We start from the raw sequence: 18,093 nt of genomic DNA on the forward strand, positions 1-18,093 counted from the left end.
AAAAACAAATTTAGTTTCCGCAGTTTTTAAAAATATAAATATTTGTTAACATTCCTTTTTCATAAAGTCATACATTATATTACTTTTACTACAAAAAATACCCATTGGATTTATCAGTATACAGAAATTCGTTCCTTTCTTTTTTAGAAGAAAATACAAAGTTAAAAGAACCTCAAAGTTTATATGATCCTATAAGTTACATACTACAACTAGGAGGAAAGCGTATGAGACCTTTATTAGCACTAATGAGTGTTGATGCTTTTGGAAAAGATTATAAAATAGGATTGCATGCAGCTTTGGCTATTGAAGTGTTTCATAACTTTACTTTATTGCACGATGATATTATGGATGATGCTCCTTTAAGAAGAGGAAAAGCAACTGTTCATGAAAAATGGGATGTAAATACGGCTATTCTTTCTGGTGATGCCATGATGATTTTAGCCAATCAATATTTAGAAGTTTACAAAGGAGATGTTTATAAAAAACTAATGCAGTTGTTTCAAAAAACAGCTTTAGAAGTTTGTGAAGGTCAGCAATTTGATATGGATTTTGAAAACAGAAACGATGTTTCTATTCCAGAATATATTGAAATGATTAGATTAAAAACATCAGTATTAGTTGCGGCAGCCTTAAAAATGGGTGCTATTATAGCAGAAGCTTCAGAAGAAGATGCAAATGCGATGTATGAATATGGGTTAAATTTAGGTTTGGCATTTCAGTTACAAGATGATTATTTAGATGCTTTTGGAGATCCTGAAACTTTTGGAAAGCAAGTCGGAGGGGATATTATAGAGAACAAAAAAACATTTTTATATTTAAAAGCACTTGAAAATCTTGAAGGTTCTGAAAAAAAACAGTTGTTAACTTTGTTTACAACTCCTCAAGAAAATGTGTTGTTAAAAATAGAAACTACAAAAAAACTGTTTATTAAATCATTAGCCGTGAGTGCTATAGAGCAAGAAATTAAAGACTATACTCAAAAAGCTTTTAATGTTTTAGATGGGGTATCTATTTCAGTATCAACCAAGGAGAACTTAGTAGCTTTTGGTCATTATTTAATGAGTAGAAAAGTATAGGGAGAAAACTCGTATTTTATTTGTGAGAAAATAAAAATATATTAAATTTGCCACCGCTTTAGGTCTCATAGCTCAGCTGGTTAGAGCACCTGACTCATAATCAGGGGGTCCATGGTTCGAGCCCATGTGGGACCACTACTTAAAGCAAAAAACCACTTCAGTCCGAGGTGGTTTTTTTATTTAACAGGTTTTCGTCATGGCTAGCTTTTGTTGTAAAAGCTTAAATTCTTCGGGAGTAAGATTTTTTTTAGCATCATCATAAACCGAAGTGTACAAATACGGATCACTTTTAATTCTGTTTATAAACTCAAAATAATTTAATTTGGGTGATGTATTTTTCATGATAATAGTTTTTATAAGTTTCTATATTTCAAAATTATTAATGGGATGAGTCTTTATTTTAAAAAATTAGATGAGATTATTTTTACTGTAGACGAATTGCTGCTTTTGAGATAGAAGGACCAAATTTATTTAGCAAAAAATCACTTATCGATGAAAAAGAACCATTCATCTATAGATATTTAGTATTTTAACGATATAAAAAATTGTTGTTGAGTAGATTGACTATTTTTATTTACATTTAAAGTTGTATATAATGAACACGTCCCTTAAAATATTGCTAATAGAAGATGATGCTATTGAAGTTATGAAATTTAATAGAGCTGTTTCTTCATTAAACATGTCTCATAAAATGGTCAATGCTGATAATGGAGAAGAGGCTTTAAAAATTTTAGAGCAAAAAGATAGATTGCCTAATATTATTCTATTAGATTTAAATATGCCTAAAATAAATGGGATTGAGTTTTTATCAATTTTAAAAAAAGATCCTGACTTAAGACATATTCCAACCGTTATTTTAAGTACTTCTAACAATCAAAAAGATTTATTAGAATGTTATAAAATTGGGGTTGCTGGTTACGTTTTAAAACCATTAAAGTACGAGGAATATGTGTCTAAAATAGATAAATTGTTATCTTATTGGAGCATCAATCAATTAATTACTTTATAAATGAAAGGAATTGTATTTACAGATTTTTTAGAGCTAGTTGAAGAAAAATATGGATTGGCAATGGTTGATGAAATTATCAATCAATCTAAATTAAGTTCAAATGGAGCCTATACCTCTATAGGAACTTATGAATTTTCTGAAATGTTACAATTAATTTCTAACCTCAGTAAAAACACTTCTGTTTCGGTAGATGATCTTTTAATGGTTTTTGCTCAACATTTTTTTAAGACATTAATCAAGTCTCACCCAAACTTAGTACAACATTATAAAAGTCCAATGGACTTGTTAGCTTCCATAGAAAATCATATTCATTTAGAAGTTCAAAAAATTTATCCAGATGCACAATTACCAACTTTTGAATTGATATTGCACGAGGAAAATAAAATGATTATGATATATAAATCAGACAAAGCTTTATATATTTTAGGTAAAGGTTTAATGGAAGAAACCTTTAAATTGTTTGGAGAACATGCAATTATAGAATACGAAAAATTGAAAGAAGATGGTACCGAAGTAAAGTTTACCATTGTTAAAACATCATGAGTCAACATGAAGTTGAAATATTAAAACGCGCTTTGGCCAGAGAGCGATCTGCTAGAAAACAGGCCGAAGAAATCTTAGAGAAAAAATCTGAGGAACTTTACCTATTAAATCAAAAAAACAAAAAAGCCAAAGATCAATTAGAGGCATTATTAAAAGTAAAAAATTCAGAATTAAACGGGTTTTATGAAAACTTAGTAGATCCATATATTATGATGGATTTATCTGGAAATGCCATTAAGATGAACAAAGCTGCTGAAAAGTTACTTGCTTATAATTTATCTGATGGTGTGTTAAATTTGATGAAATTAACACTGCCCGAAGACCTTGATTATGTTTCTAATTCTTTTAAAATTTTATCAGATACAGGTAAGATTTCAGATTTTGAAATAAAAATTAAGACCAATGCTTCTGAAATCAAATTAGTACAAGTAAATGCAAGTATTATTTATGATGGAAACAATCAACCTATTGCAGCACAAGGAATTTTAAGAGACATCACTTTAAACAAGTTATATGAAAAAAGACTAGAGGCAGAAAAGCAAAAGTATAGTAGTATTATTGCGAACATGAATCTTGGGTTGCTTGAAGTTGATAATGATGATAAAATTCTTTTTGTCAATCAAAGCTTTGAGGAAATGTGTGGCTATTCAAGCAAAGAATTAATAGGAAAAGTGGCTTCAAGTATTTTTTTAAGAGAAGAATATAAAGAAAAATTAGCCATTGAACACGAAAAAAGAAAAGAAGGAAGTTCTAATTCATATGAGATACAAGTAATGACCAAAACTGATGAAATAAGGTATTGGTTAATTAGTGGTGCTCCAAACTATAATCTTAATGGAGAAATTACAGGATCTATAGGAATTCATTTAGACATTACAAACCTTAAGAAATTAGAGAAACAAAAAGAAGAACTTTTAGAGGAATTGGCAAAAAGTAACGAAAGTTTACAAGAGTATGCTCATATAGTTTCTCATGATTTAAAATCACCTTTACGTAGCATTAATGCTTTAATTAGCTGGATTAAAGAAGACAATTTAGGAAATTTAGATGAAATAAGTAATCAGAACATACTGATGATTGAAAAAACATTAGAAAAAATGGAACTTTTAATTTCTGATGTTTTAGAATATTCTCGTGTGGGAGCAGATTTACACTTGGATCAAAAAGTAAATATTAATGATTTACTTACAGAATTGTTACAGGTAATATATGTGCCAGAAAATATTCATGTTTCTGTAGAAAATAATTTGCCAATTATACTGGGAGATAAAGTGAAATTAGAACAGCTTTTTCAGAATTTATTGAGCAACGCTGTTAAATTTTCGAACAAAGAAATAGGAGAGATTAAAGTAGGTTGTGTAGATGTTGGAACTCATTTTCAATTCTCAGTTTCCGATAATGGTATGGGGATAGAAAAGCAATATTTTGATAAAATTTTTAAAATATTTCAATCTCTACACAAAAGAAAAGACTCTTCAGGGATTGGACTTTCAATTGTTAAAAAAATTGTAGAACTTCATCATGGAAGTATATGGTTAGAAAGTAAGGTAGGAGAGGGCACAATATTTTACTTTACCGTAAAAAAATAAAACAGCTATGAAAAGAGTACAGTTAACCAGGAATAAAAAAGGGAAATGGGATTTTATAAGTAAAAAAAAATCTCTTAAAAAACCATTAATTCTGGTATTTGGAAATAGATTAGTGTTAGAGTCTATTCCTGTATATCAAGAACTAAAAAAACTTTTTGAAAATGCCCATATTGTCATAGGTTCTAGCTGTGGTAATGTAACTTCAGAATATGTAGAAGACAGTAGTGTTACTGCAACTGCTATCGATTTTGAAAAAAGCGATTATTTGATTAAGACTAGTAATGTTTTAAATACAGATTTAGACAGTTTTAAAACAGGGAAAGAATTAATAGAACAATTTCCTTTAGAAGGCTTAAAGTTTGTTTTTGTAATTTCTGAGGGAAGCTTTATTAATGGAAGTAAATTAACAGAAGGAATGAAAAGTGTTGCTCCAGAAAATGTCTTAATTACAGGAGGCTTATGTGGAGATTCTGAAAGGTTTGAAAGAACCATTGCTTCATATAATGAAGAACCTAAAGAAGGAGAAATTGTAGCTATTGGCTTGTATGGAGAGAGTTTAGAGGTATCTTTTTCTATATTTGGAGGATGGACTCCTTTTGGACCCGAAAGAATTGTGACCAAATCAGAAGGAAATCTACTTTTTGAGTTAGATGAAAAGCCTGCTTTAGATTTGTATAAACAATATTTAGGAGATAAATCTAAAGAGTTGCCAAGTGCCGCCTTGTTATATCCTTTAAATGTACAAATTGAAGGAGAGGAACAATCTATTGTAAGAAGTATATTAAACATAGATAATGATAAAAACGCCATGATTTTGGCTGGAGATATTCCGGAAGGCTCTAAAGTTCAACTCATGATGACCAATATTGATAATATAGCGAATGCTTCAGAAATGGCAGTAAAAGGAGCTAGTAAAAACAGAATAAAAGATTCAGAACTAGCGTTGTTTGTTAGTTGTATTGGTCGTAAATTGGTGTTAGATCAAAGAGTAGAAGAGGAAGTAGAAGAAGTGGTAAATATTATTGGCGATGTTCCAACAGTTTGCGGTTTTTATTCCTATGGAGAAATCGCTCCTTTTAACGGAGAAAATACTTGTAGATTACACAATCAAACTATTACAGTTACATTAATTAGCGAATAATGAATTCATTGCTGCAAAGACAAATCAGAAAATATTTGTCAGAGGAACTAACAAATCATCCAGATATTAAGGTGTTTTTAGATGCTGTAGATAGATCTTATGATAATTATGATGAACAATTTTTAATGTTACAACGTGCCATGAAAATTAGTTCTGACGAGTTGTTTGAAGCTAATGGATTGTTAAAAAAAGACACGGATAGGCAACAAGAAATTATTGAGCAACTTAAAAATGTAGTTGATACTTTAAGAGGAGGTGATAAGTTAGAGGATGTAGTGGCTAATGAGGTAAAAAAAGAAAATAAAAAGTTTATTGATTTGTTGACTTTAAAAACACAAGAAATTGTGGATATGAACAAACAAAGAGAAAAACTGTTAAAAGAACTGGAGTATCAAAACAATGAATTGAGTGAGTATGCTCATATGGTATCTCACGATTTAAAATCTCCTTTAAGAAGTATTGATGCTTTAACAGCATGGCTAAAAGAAGATTATGGGAGTTTAGTAGATGAACAAGGAAAGCAAACTATTGAACTAATTAGAGCCAATGTAGAAAAAATGGATGCCCTTGTCACGGGTATTCTAGAGTATTCAACTTTGGGTAAAAAAGAAGAAATCATTTATCCTATAGATTTAAATTTGTTGTTAAAAGAAATCATAGAATACATAGAAATTCCAGATCATATCGAAGTAAGGATCAAAGGAAAATTGCCAATTGTAAATGGAGATAAACATAGATTACAACAGCTTTTTCAAAATTTAATAGTTAACGCTATTTCTTACAATGATAAAGAAAAAGGTTGGGTAGAAGTAGGGTATCAACCCAAAGGTGATATGTTACAGTTTTACGTAAAAGACAATGGTAAAGGAATTGATAAAAATTATTTTGAGAAGGTATTCAAAGCCTTTTTTAAGTTAGAAAACAGTCAAAAATCAATTGGAATTGGATTGTCAATAGTGAAAAAAATTGTAGAAATTTATAAAGGAAAAATCTGGGTAGACTCAGAAGTATCAAAAGGTACCACGTTCAATTTCCTAATTAAAAATAAATAGATGGAAAAGCCCAATTTTGACTACATTAAAGAACTTGCTGGAGGTGATGAGGTATTTGAGAAAAAACTCTTAGCAATTATGGTTGATGAGTTTCCAAAAGAGAAAGAAAAGTATTATAATAGCTTAGCTTTAGGAGATCAAAAGTTAATTATAGAAATAGTTCATAAACTTAAACATAAAATTAGTATTTTGGGACTGAAAAAGAGTTATGAAACTGCGGTGGAGTATGAAAACAATCTAAGAGTGAATAGTTCGGATTTGGAGAATGAATTTAAAGAAACCTTATCCGTAATGACTCAGTTCTTAGCATCGCTATAAATTGTGAATATGAATTGTATTATTGTTGATGATGAAGCAACTTCAAGATTGGTAATTAACCAACTATGTAGTCAAGCAGGAGGATTAGAAATAGACGGAGAGTTTTCTAATGCTATTCAAGCTATAAAACACTTAAATCAAAACGAAGTAGATTTGATTTTTCTGGACATACATATGCCAGATTTTACGGGTTTTGATTTTATCCAAACGTTAAAAAATCCACCTAAAATTGTACTAATTACGTCTGATACTCAATTTGCTATTGATGCTTTTGAGTATGATTGTATTGTGGATTATATGGTAAAACCTATTGCATTGCCTCGTTTTTTAAAAGCGGTTAAAAAGGTTGAAAATGCAATTTTATCAAATGAACCTGTTCAAGAAAGTACACCTACCAAAAACTCAAAAAAAGAAGCTGTTTCTTCAGGAAAAGACTTGTATGTAAACATCGATAGGAGGTTGGTAAAAATTAATATTCCTGATATTTATTTAATTGAGGCCAAAGGAGACTATATTCAAATAAAAACAGAGGCAAAAAATTATGTAGTTCATTCTACACTAAAGAAAATAGAAGATAAACTTCCAGAGGATTTGTTCTTAAAAGTCCACAGATCATATGTTATCAATATTAAAATGATTATTGATATTGAAGACAATAGTGTTTTGATTAAAAAAGACGTGGTACCTGTTAGTAGATCTAACCGTCCTGAATTAATGAAACGTTTAAATCTTTTATAAGGTTTTAAACACTGGTTTTTTAAGGAAATGCCAGATAAATTTAACGCCAAATTCTGTAAAAGTAAATCCACTAGCTGCAGCTGAGGCAATGTTACTATGGTTGGCAAATCCTTCTAAATAACATTGGTCTGTAAATTTATAACCTATATTACTTTGAATTCTATAAGTACTTTGTTTAGGGTCTTTTTCAATGTATTGGTAACCAATAGCGGCCGTTAAACCATAGTACCAATTGTTGCTTTTTGCAATTCCTCGGTCTTTTATAAGGTTTACGAAAATTTCTACAGCTTTAAATTCAGCGGGACTAAAATAAATAGTAGGCACTTGATTTTTAAAAGTTAAGTACTGAAAATTAATCCCAGTTTTTAAAGCTGGTTTTGGAATTAAATTATAATACAACGAAGTGAATAATAAGTTTCTGGTATTGTCATCATTTTGGGTAGTATAATAATATTGAGTAAACCATCCTAAATTAAAGTTGGTACTTAAGTTGTAATTTCCATAAAAATTATTCTGAATAATTTCTCTATTTAACAATTCGGCGTTAAAGTTTTGTAGCTCTCTTTTGTAACCAATATCTAGATTCTGTAATTTATAAGGTTTGGTTTTAAAGAGAATATCAGTATAGAACTGATCATAACTGCTTTTGTTTCCGTTAATTTTGTTGATTCCTACAGTTCCTATAAAGTTTATTTTAGGATGTACTAAATATCCCAATCCAGCTCCAATTAAGTTAGAAGTACTGTTATTGTCTGTAACATCATTGATGGCTTTTTTGTATTGATATTGAGTAGACAAAGTAAGTTTTGTGCTCATAGGAAATACAACATGAGAAGTGGAGGTATAAGCTTTACTGTCTCCATTGTCAAAACTATATCTGGCATCGGATTCAAAAATTGGAATATAACTACTGTTTAAATTGTTGATAAAATTTAAAGCATCTTTTTGGTTTGGAAAATGTACCAAAGTTTCTCTAGCAGCCAAATAAGCATTGTTAATTTGTCCGTTGGCTTTTAATGCATTTGCTTTTCCTAAGTTTCCATCAAAAGAAGTTTCATCGTTATTTAAAATAGCATTATAGGTTTTAAGACTTTTGTTAAAATCACCAGTGTAAGTATAAAGAGTTGCTTTTAAACCTAAAATCCAATTTTCATTTTCTTTCCCTTTTGCAATTTCATCAATATACTTTTTAGCGGTTTTGTATTTTTTATTCCAAATTAAAGCCTGAGCATATCTTTCTTGTGTGTTTTTGATATCTTTTTCAGCTGTATGATCATTAATTTCTGATAGTGTTTGAGTACTAATTTCAAGTGCTTTTTTCTCTTTTTCTTGTAAATGAGCGTTTAAAGCCAATCCGTTTTTAGCATGAAAATACAATGTTGAATCCTGTTGCATTTCTATAAACAAATCTTCGGCTTCTTGATGTTTTTTTGCAATGATATAAGTATTGGCCAAATTCAAATAGATATCTCTGTCTTTAGGAAACAATTCCATATCTGTTTTTAAAGTAGCGATGGCTTCTTCGTATTGTTGATTTTGTTGTTGCTGATTGGCCAATCCCAAATAAATATATTTTTTAGAAACCATGGCATTCGGGTTGTTTGGCAATACCACCAAAGCTTTGTTTACATACTCTAGGGCTTTATTGTATTCCTTTAAATTAGATAAGGTGTTGGCATACCCCAATAAAGCCGCAAAACTTTTTGGGTTGGTATTGGTTAATGTTATATAATAGTCTTTGGCTTGATTGTATTTTTTACTCCATAGTAAAGACTCTGCATAATTTAATTGAATTTCAAAATCACTTGGATAAGTATTTAATAATTCTGTAAAAATGGTCACTGCTTGTTCTGGTTTTCCATTCAACCCAACAGCCCTACCATAACATAGTTTTGCTGTTTTGTTTTCTGGATATTCTTTTAGAATGTTTTCAAAAAAAGTTTCTGCGTTTTTATAATCACCAGTTTCTAGGTAGGTAAAACCAGTTTGCATTTGTTGTGCACAAACAACAGTTGTAGTAAAAAATAATAGGAAAATAACAAAAGATAAATTCTTCATCGATAGCGTTTTATTAGTGATTACAAGTTAAGGATAATATGGTGTTTATTCACCGTTAGCAAAATGCACTTCAACGAAATATAAGAGGTTTTGAAGGAGTATTGATGGAATTTTGTGTCAGATTAAATGAGGATCTATTTAATTTTTAACTAAAAATACCAAAGCTATGTTGTCTATTTCAATCACTAAAAAGCCAGTAATTACCGAAGAACAATTATTTATGTTAAGTGTTTTAACGGTTAACGGAGGAAACTATTTGTATAACCTTTTATTAGGTAGAATATTAGGGCCTGAACAATTTTCTGATGCAGCTATTTTAATTACCATGTTGTTGGTGTTGTCTTTTGTGGCCATGACTTTTCAGTTAGCAGCAGCAAAGTTTACGGTTACTTTGTCCGAAACTATTTTGGGAGCTTTTGTAAAAAAGATTTATAAGAACGCAATTATGGTCGGAATATTTTTTGGAGCCATGGTAGTGGTGTTTGCAAAAGATTTACAAGAAATTTTTCACACTTCGTCTTCTATGATGTTTACTATTTTTGGAATTGGAGTGCCTTTGTATTTTTTAATGAGTGTAAATAGAGGCTTTTTTCAAGGGAAAAAACAATTCAAATTACTTTCTGTTACTTACCAAGCAGAAATGTTTACTAGATTAGGACTTACTTTAATTTTAGTATTGTTGTTTCATTCTCAATCATCGGTAGTAATTGCTGTGGGAGTTTTGGTGTCTCTTATTGTTGGGTTGTTTCCTTTAAACTATGAAAAGAAGCAGTTTACAAGCAAAGTAGTATTTCCTAAAAAAGAATTAACGCAAGTAAAAAAGTTTTTTGTGATTACTGCTTTTTATGAGTTGTCTCAAATCATTATTAATAACAGTGATATCTTATTGGTGAAACATTACTTTGAGGCTTACGATGCTGGACTATATGCTTCATTGGCTTTGATAGGGCGTATTGTATATTTTGTAGCTTGGATGTTTGTAATGTTGTTATTGCCAACGGTAGTTCAGCTTAAAAAAGAAGGAAAAGATACCACCAAAGTATTGATGAAATACGTTTCTTATATCGCAATTATTGCTACCACTATTATTTTGGCTTGTGCCATGTTTCCAACCATTATTGTACAAATGTTATTTGGAAATGATTATGTTCAAATTGCTTCATTGTTATGGAAATATGCATTTGCTACTGGAGTTTTTGCCGTGGCTAATATCTTTGCTTATTATTTTCTGTCTTTAGATAAATATGTGCCGGTATTGGTGTCTGCAATTTTTGGAGCTTTGCAAGTTCTATTAGTGGTTTTTTATCACACTTCTTTAGAGCAAGTGGTTCATGTACAAATGATTGCCATGACGTTTTTACTATTCACCCAAGTTATTTTCTTTTTCATCGATGCTAAGAAAGTATCGATGAATGGTAAAAAATAAATCATCCTTCCGTTCACCTAAAGGAACCCGCTAACTACCTAAAATGCTAGAGTTTACCTTTAATTATGTTGCAATTTTACATCATAATTAAAACACAAAGCATTATGAAATTAGCAATCGTAACATCGTATCCACCAAGTAAAGTAACCTTAAATGAGTATGCATATCACTTGGTAAAAAACTTCAGACAAAAACAAGAAATCTCTGAAATCATCTTATTAACAGATGAAACTCCTGAAGCAAAAGATTTAAATTTTGAAGAGCAAGGATGTAAAATCACTGTAAAAGAGTGTTGGAAATTTAATAGTTATACGAACATTGTAAATGTAAGTAATGCGATTAGCGAAGTACAACCAGATGCAGTATTGTTCAACTTACAGTTTATGAAGTTTGGAGATAAAAAAGTAGCGGCAGCTCTTGGGTTAATGTTACCATTGGTTTGTAGAATTAAAAGAATTCCAACCATTGTTTTATTGCATAATATTTTAGAAGAAGTAGATTTAGGAACTGCTGGATTTACCTCGAACAAAATCATGCAAAAAATATATGGTTTCATAGGGACTAGCTTGACTAAATTAATTTTACAAGCGGATACCGTTGCGGTAACCATGCAAAAATATGTTGATATTTTAGAATCTAAATACAACGCAAAAAATGTAGTTTTAATTCCACACGGAACTTTTGAAGTATCGGAAAGACCAAGTTTTAAAACACCTGATGGACCTTTAAAAGTAATGACTTTTGGAAAGTTTGGAACTTATAAAAAAGTTGAGTCTATGATAGAAGCTGTTGAGAAAGTAAGAAATACAACAGGATTAGATTTAGAAGTAGTAATTGCAGGAACAGACAATCCAAATGTACCAGGATATTTAGCTGGTGTGCAAGAACAATATAAGCACGTGTCTGGAGTTCGTTTTACAGGATATGTAGAAGAAGAAGAGGTAGCTCCTTTGTTTCAAGAGAGTGCAGTAGTTGTGTTTCCATATACTTCTACAACAGGTAGTTCTGGAGTGTTACACCAAGCAGGTAGTTATGGTAAGGCAGTGGTAATGCCAGACTTAGGAGATTTGGCTTTGTTAGTACAAGATGAAGGATATAAAGGAGAGTTTTTTAATCCAACTTGTGTAGATAGTTTGGCAACTGCCATTGAAAACATTGTCATCAATGAAGCTTATAGAACTTCTTTAGGACGAGCAAATTATAGAGCAGCAACTGCTTTTCCTATGAGTACTATTGCAGATATGTACATCAATAGTTTTGAGTCTATTTTCTTAAGAAAAGCTCCACAAACAGTTACGGCTTAGAGATATATTGGAAAGATGCTTTTCTTTCTCCAGCCTGATTAATAAAACCAAAATGCTTTTGATTATATTTTCTCCAAGGAAGTTGTCCAACAACTTCTTTGGGGATTTTTTTAAAATCATATAAGGTCCAAGAAACAAAAGGAATCTTGTTTTTAGAAGCTATTTCCTGAAATTTTTGATGATATTCAGCTTGATTTTCTTCTGAATTTCCAAACGGATTCCAAATTCCTCTATAAGAAGACAAACCATATTCCCCTAACACAATTTCTTTATTTGGGATTTCTTTTTTTAATTGTAGATAAGCTTTTTCTAGTTGATCTAAATTTTCGTAATAATGAAAGCTCACAAAATCTACCATGTCTTTTAAATTTGTCGCACTTTTTGTGTTAGACCACCCAATGGTAACAGGATGTTTTTTATCAATGGTTTTTACACGATAAATCATTTGTTTTAACCAAGCCAATACTTTTTCCTTTCCTCTTGATTCAAAATCTAAATTTGGTTCATTTTTAATGTCCCAAGCAAACAAAGCAGGATGTTCTTTACAATGATTGATGATTTTAGTGGCATGCTGATTATTTAATGTCCAATCTAATACTTGGTAATCTCCATAGAAATCAAACAGTGTAATGATGACTTTTAAATGATTTTTTTGAGCCAAATTTAAAACACTTGTTAGTTTTTCTAACTTTTCTGGTTTTACTTCAGATTTCCCAAAATCTTCATATTGAATAAAAATTCTAATCGTATTTAGTCCAGCTTTTTGAATAATGTTAAAATCTTGGTTGATTACTTTTTTATCAAAATCATTACCAAACATATCCCAAGGACTGTCTTGTGGATAATAATTGATTCCTTTAATTTGTTGAGAAACACTGGTAGCGGTTGTTTGTAAATCTGCCTTTTTAGTAGGCTCTATTTTTAAAATTTGCCTAATTCTCCAAAAACCATCTTCTAATAAAAGTAAAAACTGATAAGTGTTTACTTCTGTAGTTTCAAGTAACAAAGTCTCGTTTTTATAAATACGCTTGTATTCTTTAATGTTTTCATCTGTAATTACAATCAATTGTCCGTCTTCACTAAAAAAATCAATAGAAGGATGATGGTCTAAAGAAGTTCCTTTGATAGAAATATGGTTGTCAGTATTTGCTTTAATTGATTTTAAAATGGTTTCTAAAGCACTTTTTGTATAGTAATCTTTTAATCCTTTTTGCGTGTTTTTTTCAAAAGCCACTTGTTTCACATACCAAGCATTTAAATAATCTTTTTCAATATTTTGTAAAGCTGTTTGCGTGATTTCTCTACCTTCTACATGACTGATATCCCAAGTGATTTTTGGCTGATAATGTACGGTTTCGTGAATTTTATTGTGAAGCATTAAATTTCTATCAGCTCCAGTGTTTAAATAAGTAAATACAGCACTTAGTCCAAAAATAACAAGGAGCGTTACACTTATGTAAATAACAATAAGTGTGGTTTTTAATATATTTTTATGGATGCTAAGAGTCATTAGATTTTAATTTCTAGTTGTTTGTTAATTTGTGCTGCGTTAATTTTAATGATATACTTTTTGTCTTTTTTGATAAAGGTGTGTAAATCAAAAATAGCAAAGCCGTTTTCAGTTTGTAGGTTTATTTTTTGAATTTGTTCGTTATCATCAAACAATTCTAAAGTCACCATCAATCCGTCTGGTAAAGTTTGGTTCATAAAACTTTTAAAAGGACCCACAACTAAATGTTTTTCATCGTTTTTAAAATCAATATTAAAATTTTTGACAGCGTTTTTATAAGTTAAAGTGATGAGGTTGCTTTCAGAAAATCCATCAATAAACGCTTTTATATTCCAGGTATCTTCATGATCAGGATGTACCATTTGTGCCGTAGCGACTCCATTAATGGTGGTTCCAAAAGTTTGTAAGTATATTCCTTTGTTGTTTTCTATTCTAAAAGTAACAGAAGTTCCATCGGCAACAACATTATCATATCTATCTTTAATAATGGAGGTGTAAAATTTAGTGATCTGATTTCCATCCCCATAATCGTGAACCCTTTCAAAATCAATGTTAAAATTTGTTGGGCCAGCAGGAACAATTTCTAAGGTATATTCTTTAGAAGTCTCGTTTAAACATTCAGAACTAATAAATGTTCTACCAGCTTTACGATTGGTATAAATAATTTTGTGAGCAATCATTCCGTTAAAAGGAAGGGTGTTTTGTTCAAAAGTATTCAGGTGTTTTTTCTGAATCAAAACAGGAGTGTTTTTTGCCACAGGATTGTTATAATCATCCAAAGGAATTACAACCAACATGGCGTAATCTTTATCTCCAACTTCTATACTTGGTGGCCCTAAATAGGTTTCTATCTTGCTGATGTTTTGGGTGGGATGAATGTAAAAATCACCTTTTATGTTTTTGTATTTTTGTGTTAATTGCCAATGGTTCCATCCAGATTTTTGACTCATAAATTCAGGAACTTCATATACAATTTGTTTTTTATTTGCTGTAGGAGTAATGATGATATTTCCATAACTATTGCTGTAATACATATCTGGAATGGAATCAGATATTTTATTAAAAACAAGCTTGATTTTGTTTCCTGCAACAAACTCCTCCTTAGCATTTTGCAATTTCATGCCCAAGTTGCTGTTTTGTGCATAAGAGCTCAAAGCAATAAAAAAAGTAGCTATAATATGTAGTACAAAGTTTTTCATTTAATAAGGAACGCCTGTATAATTGTTGATTTCTATTTTAACGTAAGAAAAGTAAGGATGATTTATTTTGATTAATGGGTTGTGAATAGCACTTTTTCTCTGATCTATAATTTTACTTGCAATGGATTTGTTTGGCAATCCATTAACAAAACAATTTTCCATACTGCTATTAATAACAACTGATGAGGTTTGAGGAATATGATACTCAAAAGGATGTTTTCTTTGTTGCCTGATTCCTTCTATAACATAAGTGTCATCTACATATATTGGATTTTTATTTTCATCATAAAAAGTAAAAATCAACTGAGGAATGGTAGTTTGTGCAGTACCACTATTAAACAGTAAACCGCTTATTTCTGAGGAGGTAATGTTTAATTTAGAAATGGCTACTTTTTTATATAAGTCAGCTCCAGAAACATTTCCCGCTATTTGTAAATCGAATTTTGTTGGTTTATCACTCAAGTCTATTTCCGTAAATTCATCAGGATTAAAAGTTGTAGGTGATTTTTCGTTGATGTTTAACCAAGCAATTCCTTCAAAATCTATTTTAAAAGAAGTAATTTCTTTGGGTAATAATTTATGCTTTACTTGGTCTTTTGCGTTAAAAGTCGCTAAAAGTTCATTGTTGTTATTGTATAAAGTTCCTTTTAAAACAATATCAGCAGGAACATTGTCAATATTTTGAACTTCTCCAATAACAGAAAATTGTCCATTATGTTCAATAAGTTTTGCGGTTAATATTTCTAATACAGGTTGTTTTAAAACATCTTCATGGTAGGTTTGTTCAGTTGTAATTCTCCTTCTTCCTTGGTTAAAATAAGTCGGTTTATTTTCTACAAACAATTGGTCAGGAGGTAAGTCTTTATTAATGGTTTCTGGGTTGATGTACCAATTTCCATTTTTCTTTACCAAAGTTTTAAAACAACTATCATTTACTTTTTCTAGAGCGGTAATCCACGCTGTTTTTATATTGGCAACAGCGGAACTATCTGTTTGTTCAGTAATGTTAATATTGATACTGTCCAATTTTGCATAAGAACTTAATAATCCATCTGTAACGGAAACTTGTAACATATATTGAGCAATAGGCAAATCGCTATCAGGATTAATAAGGCTATGTGCTTTTTCAAAACGTTTAAAGTCTAAAGCATCGTAATAAGTTAAGATGGCGTTTTCAGGAGATCTTTGAGAATCGTTTTTGATGTAAAAAGAATAACAGGTAAAACCTACAATAATTAATAAAAACAATACCCATGCGTGTAACAATAGTACCAACTTCCAAGGAAATTTTTTATAATGATAGCTATCTTTTATATAAGCAATAGTCTGATCTTTTTTAGTTTTAAAAGTTCTGGTTAGTAAACTTCTAGAATTGATTAAAAAAGCAAGAATAACGGTGAGTAAAGGAACGGTTCCCCAATGTATTTTTTGCCAAGTAGCCACATCAACTCTTGGTAAGATGACACTAATTGGCGGAACGTTTAGTTTTTCCCAAACCATAATTCCGTTTTCTAGTTGACGTAATCTTTGCCATCCACAGAAATATAGAATAGGATCGTAAAATTTATCATTAGAAAAAATATACTTTAAATTGTATTTCTCTGGTACGGTTAAAAATTGTTGTAAAGAACCAATTCCTTCAATTCCTTTAAATTTTGAGTTTTCCAATCGTTCAATAGCTCTGGTGGTTAACTCAGGTAATCTTCTGGCTGAATGATAATTTCCATCAACAGTTAATGCTTTTGTATTTGCAGATAGCCATGCCATTTGGTCGCCAAACCCTAAAGTTAAATATCTCCATTGGTCATGTTGATCTTGATTTAAGAAGTTTACAATTGGGAGGATTTTTATTTTTTGAGGTTGAGAGGGTCTAAAATATCCTAAACTGATGGTAAAAACACTCATGAATAAAAAAGAAAAAGCTAAGAATCCGCCTATAATTCTATGATAAATAGGACCAAACCTTTTCTGAATGATTTGTTTTAAATCTCCTTCCGAAAATCTAAGGGCAAATTCTCCCACCATAGGAATAGACATAATAGCTGCCCACAAGGTAAATCTATCGAGGGTTAAAATATTAAACGCATTTTCACCAAGAATCATTTTAGGTAGTGGAGTGGTTCCTCCAGTTCCTAGCAAAGTCAACATAGATAATGAGATTCCAAAGAAAATATATCGTTTGTGATAGTATCTATAAAAGATGTAAGGCAGTAAAAATAAGACCACTCCCCACGGAATTAAAAAGAAAACCAACCCTGATGAGGTGATTTCTATAAAATTATCTCTAGATCCGTGTGGAATAGGAACTTGCGTGATGGGGTTGTTCTTGGAATTAATCCAATAAGGCAATAAACAGGTTACGATAATGGTTAAAGCAAGCACAACAAATGGTATGATTCTTTTTAACAATTCTTTAAAGCTTAGTAGAAAAATACGAATCGTTACTTTTTTTAAAGTACCTGCCTTTTGGGTAGCGTGATCCATAATGGCTGTCCCGATTAATGGAGAGATAAAAAACACCATTCCAAATATGGGTGTTACATGGTGAGAGGTTACTGTAACTGAAATTAAAGAAAGGGAGGTGAATAAATATTTTAGTTTTCCCTCTTTAATCCACAGGTAAATTTCTGGCATGGCATGTAAAAGAACAGAAACACCAATAATACTAGGGAGTTGCCCAAATAAATGTAAAGTTTCTATAAAGGTTGAAGACAACGTGGCTAAGATCGCTGCATATCCCGCAGCACTTCTGTTTGAAGTAATAAGCAGGGAAAAACGATAGGTTCCTGTTATAAATAAAACAACAGCAATTAAAGCGGTGGCAAATAATCCAAATTTTAAACCTCCTATGAAAGATAACAAAGCAATGGTTTGATGTACCAAAGGAGGGTAACTCATTACTGTAAAACCAGTATACCATTTAAAATTCCATGGTTCAAACCAACTATTTACATAATGATCAGCAAAAAATAAGTGAATCAAAGCATCATAAGTAGTTTCTAAAGTAAAAAACATAGCAGTGCCATGAAAAACCAATCCTATTAATAAAGCGGTAATCAGATATTTATTGGTGCTTTGCTTCATTTATAAATCAATGCTTTGAGTTTTTATCATAAATATAGGGTAAAGT

At 30.7% G+C, this 18,093-nt stretch carries 15 protein-coding genes and 1 tRNA gene; 11 read left to right on the top strand and 5 right to left on the bottom strand.

Features of this window, described 5'->3' with window-relative positions:
• The first annotated feature begins 104 nt into the window (after positions 1 to 104).
• Both QVZ41_RS11175 and QVZ41_RS11180 read left to right on the top strand, forming a co-directional pair.
• Positions 105 to 1,076, top strand: coding sequence for a polyprenyl synthetase family protein (locus QVZ41_RS11175; protein ID WP_302884661.1), 972 nt, complete (start codon positions 105 to 107; stop codon positions 1,074 to 1,076).
• A gap of 61 nt (positions 1,077 to 1,137) precedes the next feature.
• Positions 1,138 to 1,211: transfer RNA gene (locus QVZ41_RS11180), tRNA-Ile, on the top strand.
• 45 nt (positions 1,212 to 1,256) lie between these two features.
• On the opposite strand, the gene QVZ41_RS11185 is transcribed toward QVZ41_RS11180, so the two are convergent.
• Positions 1,257 to 1,418: a hypothetical protein gene (locus QVZ41_RS11185; RefSeq protein WP_302884662.1), complete on the bottom strand. Its 162-nt coding sequence runs from the start codon at positions 1,416 to 1,418 to the stop codon at positions 1,257 to 1,259.
• Positions 1,419 to 1,671: 253 nt separating this feature from the next.
• Between QVZ41_RS11185 and QVZ41_RS11190 the strand changes: the two genes are divergently transcribed.
• From QVZ41_RS11190 to QVZ41_RS11220, 7 genes are read left to right on the top strand one after another with little or no spacing between them, the layout of a single operon-like run.
• Positions 1,672 to 2,085, top strand: coding sequence for a response regulator (locus tag QVZ41_RS11190; protein ID WP_302884663.1), 414 nt, complete (start codon positions 1,672 to 1,674; stop codon positions 2,083 to 2,085).
• Positions 2,086 to 2,628 carry a heme NO-binding domain-containing protein gene (locus QVZ41_RS11195; protein WP_302884664.1) on the top strand — a complete coding sequence of 181 codons (543 nt, stop codon included), beginning with the start codon at positions 2,086 to 2,088 and terminating at the stop codon, positions 2,626 to 2,628. It begins immediately after the preceding gene.
• The gene (locus tag QVZ41_RS11200) at positions 2,625 to 4,217 is read left to right on the top strand and encodes a PAS domain-containing sensor histidine kinase (protein WP_302884665.1); all 1,593 of its coding nucleotides are present in this window, start codon (positions 2,625 to 2,627) and stop codon (positions 4,215 to 4,217) included. The genes QVZ41_RS11195 and QVZ41_RS11200 overlap by 4 nt, the downstream gene beginning before the upstream one ends.
• Before the next feature lie 7 nt (positions 4,218 to 4,224).
• Positions 4,225 to 5,358 (top strand): FIST signal transduction protein, encoded by a 1,134-nt coding sequence (locus tag QVZ41_RS11205; protein ID WP_302884666.1) that lies wholly within the window; start codon positions 4,225 to 4,227, stop codon positions 5,356 to 5,358.
• Positions 5,358 to 6,410, top strand: coding sequence for a sensor histidine kinase (locus QVZ41_RS11210; protein WP_302884667.1), 1,053 nt, complete (start codon positions 5,358 to 5,360; stop codon positions 6,408 to 6,410). Before QVZ41_RS11205 ends, QVZ41_RS11210 begins: the two co-directional genes overlap by 1 nt.
• Positions 6,411 to 6,728: an Hpt domain-containing protein gene (locus tag QVZ41_RS11215; protein ID WP_302884668.1), complete on the top strand. Its 318-nt coding sequence runs from the start codon at positions 6,411 to 6,413 to the stop codon at positions 6,726 to 6,728.
• Positions 6,729 to 6,737: 9 nt separating this feature from the next.
• Positions 6,738 to 7,466 (top strand): LytR/AlgR family response regulator transcription factor, encoded by a 729-nt coding sequence (locus tag QVZ41_RS11220; protein WP_302884669.1) that lies wholly within the window; start codon positions 6,738 to 6,740, stop codon positions 7,464 to 7,466.
• Here the strand turns inward: QVZ41_RS11220 and QVZ41_RS11225 are convergent.
• Positions 7,461 to 9,524: a tetratricopeptide repeat protein gene (locus QVZ41_RS11225; RefSeq protein ID WP_302884670.1), complete on the bottom strand. Its 2,064-nt coding sequence runs from the start codon at positions 9,522 to 9,524 to the stop codon at positions 7,461 to 7,463. The two genes, QVZ41_RS11220 and QVZ41_RS11225, sit on opposite strands and share 6 nt — an antisense overlap.
• Positions 9,525 to 9,690: 166 nt before the next feature.
• Between QVZ41_RS11225 and QVZ41_RS11230 the strand changes: the two genes are divergently transcribed.
• Positions 9,691 to 10,950, top strand: a complete 1,260-nt coding sequence (locus tag QVZ41_RS11230; protein WP_302884671.1) for an oligosaccharide flippase family protein — start codon at positions 9,691 to 9,693, stop codon at positions 10,948 to 10,950.
• 104 nt (positions 10,951 to 11,054) lie between these two features.
• Positions 11,055 to 12,254, top strand: coding sequence for a glycosyltransferase (locus QVZ41_RS11235; protein ID WP_302884672.1), 1,200 nt, complete (start codon positions 11,055 to 11,057; stop codon positions 12,252 to 12,254).
• On the opposite strand, the gene QVZ41_RS11240 is transcribed toward QVZ41_RS11235, so the two are convergent.
• The 3 genes from QVZ41_RS11240 to QVZ41_RS11250 form a co-directional block, all read right to left on the bottom strand.
• Positions 12,244 to 13,764 carry a glycoside hydrolase family 2 TIM barrel-domain containing protein gene (locus QVZ41_RS11240; protein WP_302884673.1) on the bottom strand — a complete coding sequence of 507 codons (1,521 nt, stop codon included), beginning with the start codon at positions 13,762 to 13,764 and terminating at the stop codon, positions 12,244 to 12,246. The genes QVZ41_RS11235 and QVZ41_RS11240 overlap by 11 nt on opposite strands.
• Positions 13,764 to 14,885: a hypothetical protein gene (locus QVZ41_RS11245; protein WP_302884674.1), complete on the bottom strand. Its 1,122-nt coding sequence runs from the start codon at positions 14,883 to 14,885 to the stop codon at positions 13,764 to 13,766. Before QVZ41_RS11245 ends, QVZ41_RS11240 begins: the two co-directional genes overlap by 1 nt.
• 78 nt (positions 14,886 to 14,963) lie before the next feature.
• Positions 14,964 to 18,047 carry a hypothetical protein gene (locus tag QVZ41_RS11250; protein ID WP_302884675.1) on the bottom strand — a complete coding sequence of 1,028 codons (3,084 nt, stop codon included), beginning with the start codon at positions 18,045 to 18,047 and terminating at the stop codon, positions 14,964 to 14,966.
• Between the last annotated feature and the right edge of the window lie 46 nt (positions 18,048 to 18,093).

This window comes from Wenyingzhuangia gilva, from assembly GCF_030519655.1.
Lineage (GTDB): Bacteria > Bacteroidota > Bacteroidia > Flavobacteriales > Flavobacteriaceae > Wenyingzhuangia > Wenyingzhuangia gilva.

Excerpts from the sequence above, each read along its gene's own strand:
- QVZ41_RS11185 (WP_302884662.1), bottom strand. The coding sequence starts at position 1,418 with ATGAAAAATACATCACCCAAATTAAATTATTTTGAGTTTATAAACAGA.
- QVZ41_RS11190 (WP_302884663.1), top strand. The coding sequence starts at position 1,672 with ATGAACACGTCCCTTAAAATATTGCTAATAGAAGATGATGCTATTGAA.
- QVZ41_RS11195 (WP_302884664.1), top strand. The coding sequence starts at position 2,086 with ATGAAAGGAATTGTATTTACAGATTTTTTAGAGCTAGTTGAAGAAAAA.
- QVZ41_RS11200 (WP_302884665.1), top strand. The coding sequence starts at position 2,625 with ATGAGTCAACATGAAGTTGAAATATTAAAACGCGCTTTGGCCAGAGAG.
- QVZ41_RS11205 (WP_302884666.1), top strand. The coding sequence starts at position 4,225 with ATGAAAAGAGTACAGTTAACCAGGAATAAAAAAGGGAAATGGGATTTT.
- QVZ41_RS11210 (WP_302884667.1), top strand. The coding sequence starts at position 5,358 with ATGAATTCATTGCTGCAAAGACAAATCAGAAAATATTTGTCAGAGGAA.
- QVZ41_RS11215 (WP_302884668.1), top strand. The coding sequence starts at position 6,411 with ATGGAAAAGCCCAATTTTGACTACATTAAAGAACTTGCTGGAGGTGAT.
- QVZ41_RS11220 (WP_302884669.1), top strand. The coding sequence starts at position 6,738 with ATGAATTGTATTATTGTTGATGATGAAGCAACTTCAAGATTGGTAATT.
- QVZ41_RS11225 (WP_302884670.1), bottom strand. The coding sequence starts at position 9,524 with ATGAAGAATTTATCTTTTGTTATTTTCCTATTATTTTTTACTACAACT.
- QVZ41_RS11230 (WP_302884671.1), top strand. The coding sequence starts at position 9,691 with ATGTTGTCTATTTCAATCACTAAAAAGCCAGTAATTACCGAAGAACAA.
- QVZ41_RS11235 (WP_302884672.1), top strand. The coding sequence starts at position 11,055 with ATGAAATTAGCAATCGTAACATCGTATCCACCAAGTAAAGTAACCTTA.
- QVZ41_RS11240 (WP_302884673.1), bottom strand. The coding sequence starts at position 13,764 with ATGACTCTTAGCATCCATAAAAATATATTAAAAACCACACTTATTGTT.
- QVZ41_RS11245 (WP_302884674.1), bottom strand. The coding sequence starts at position 14,885 with ATGAAATTGCAAAATGCTAAGGAGGAGTTTGTTGCAGGAAACAAAATC.
- QVZ41_RS11250 (WP_302884675.1), bottom strand. The coding sequence starts at position 18,047 with ATGAAGCAAAGCACCAATAAATATCTGATTACCGCTTTATTAATAGGA.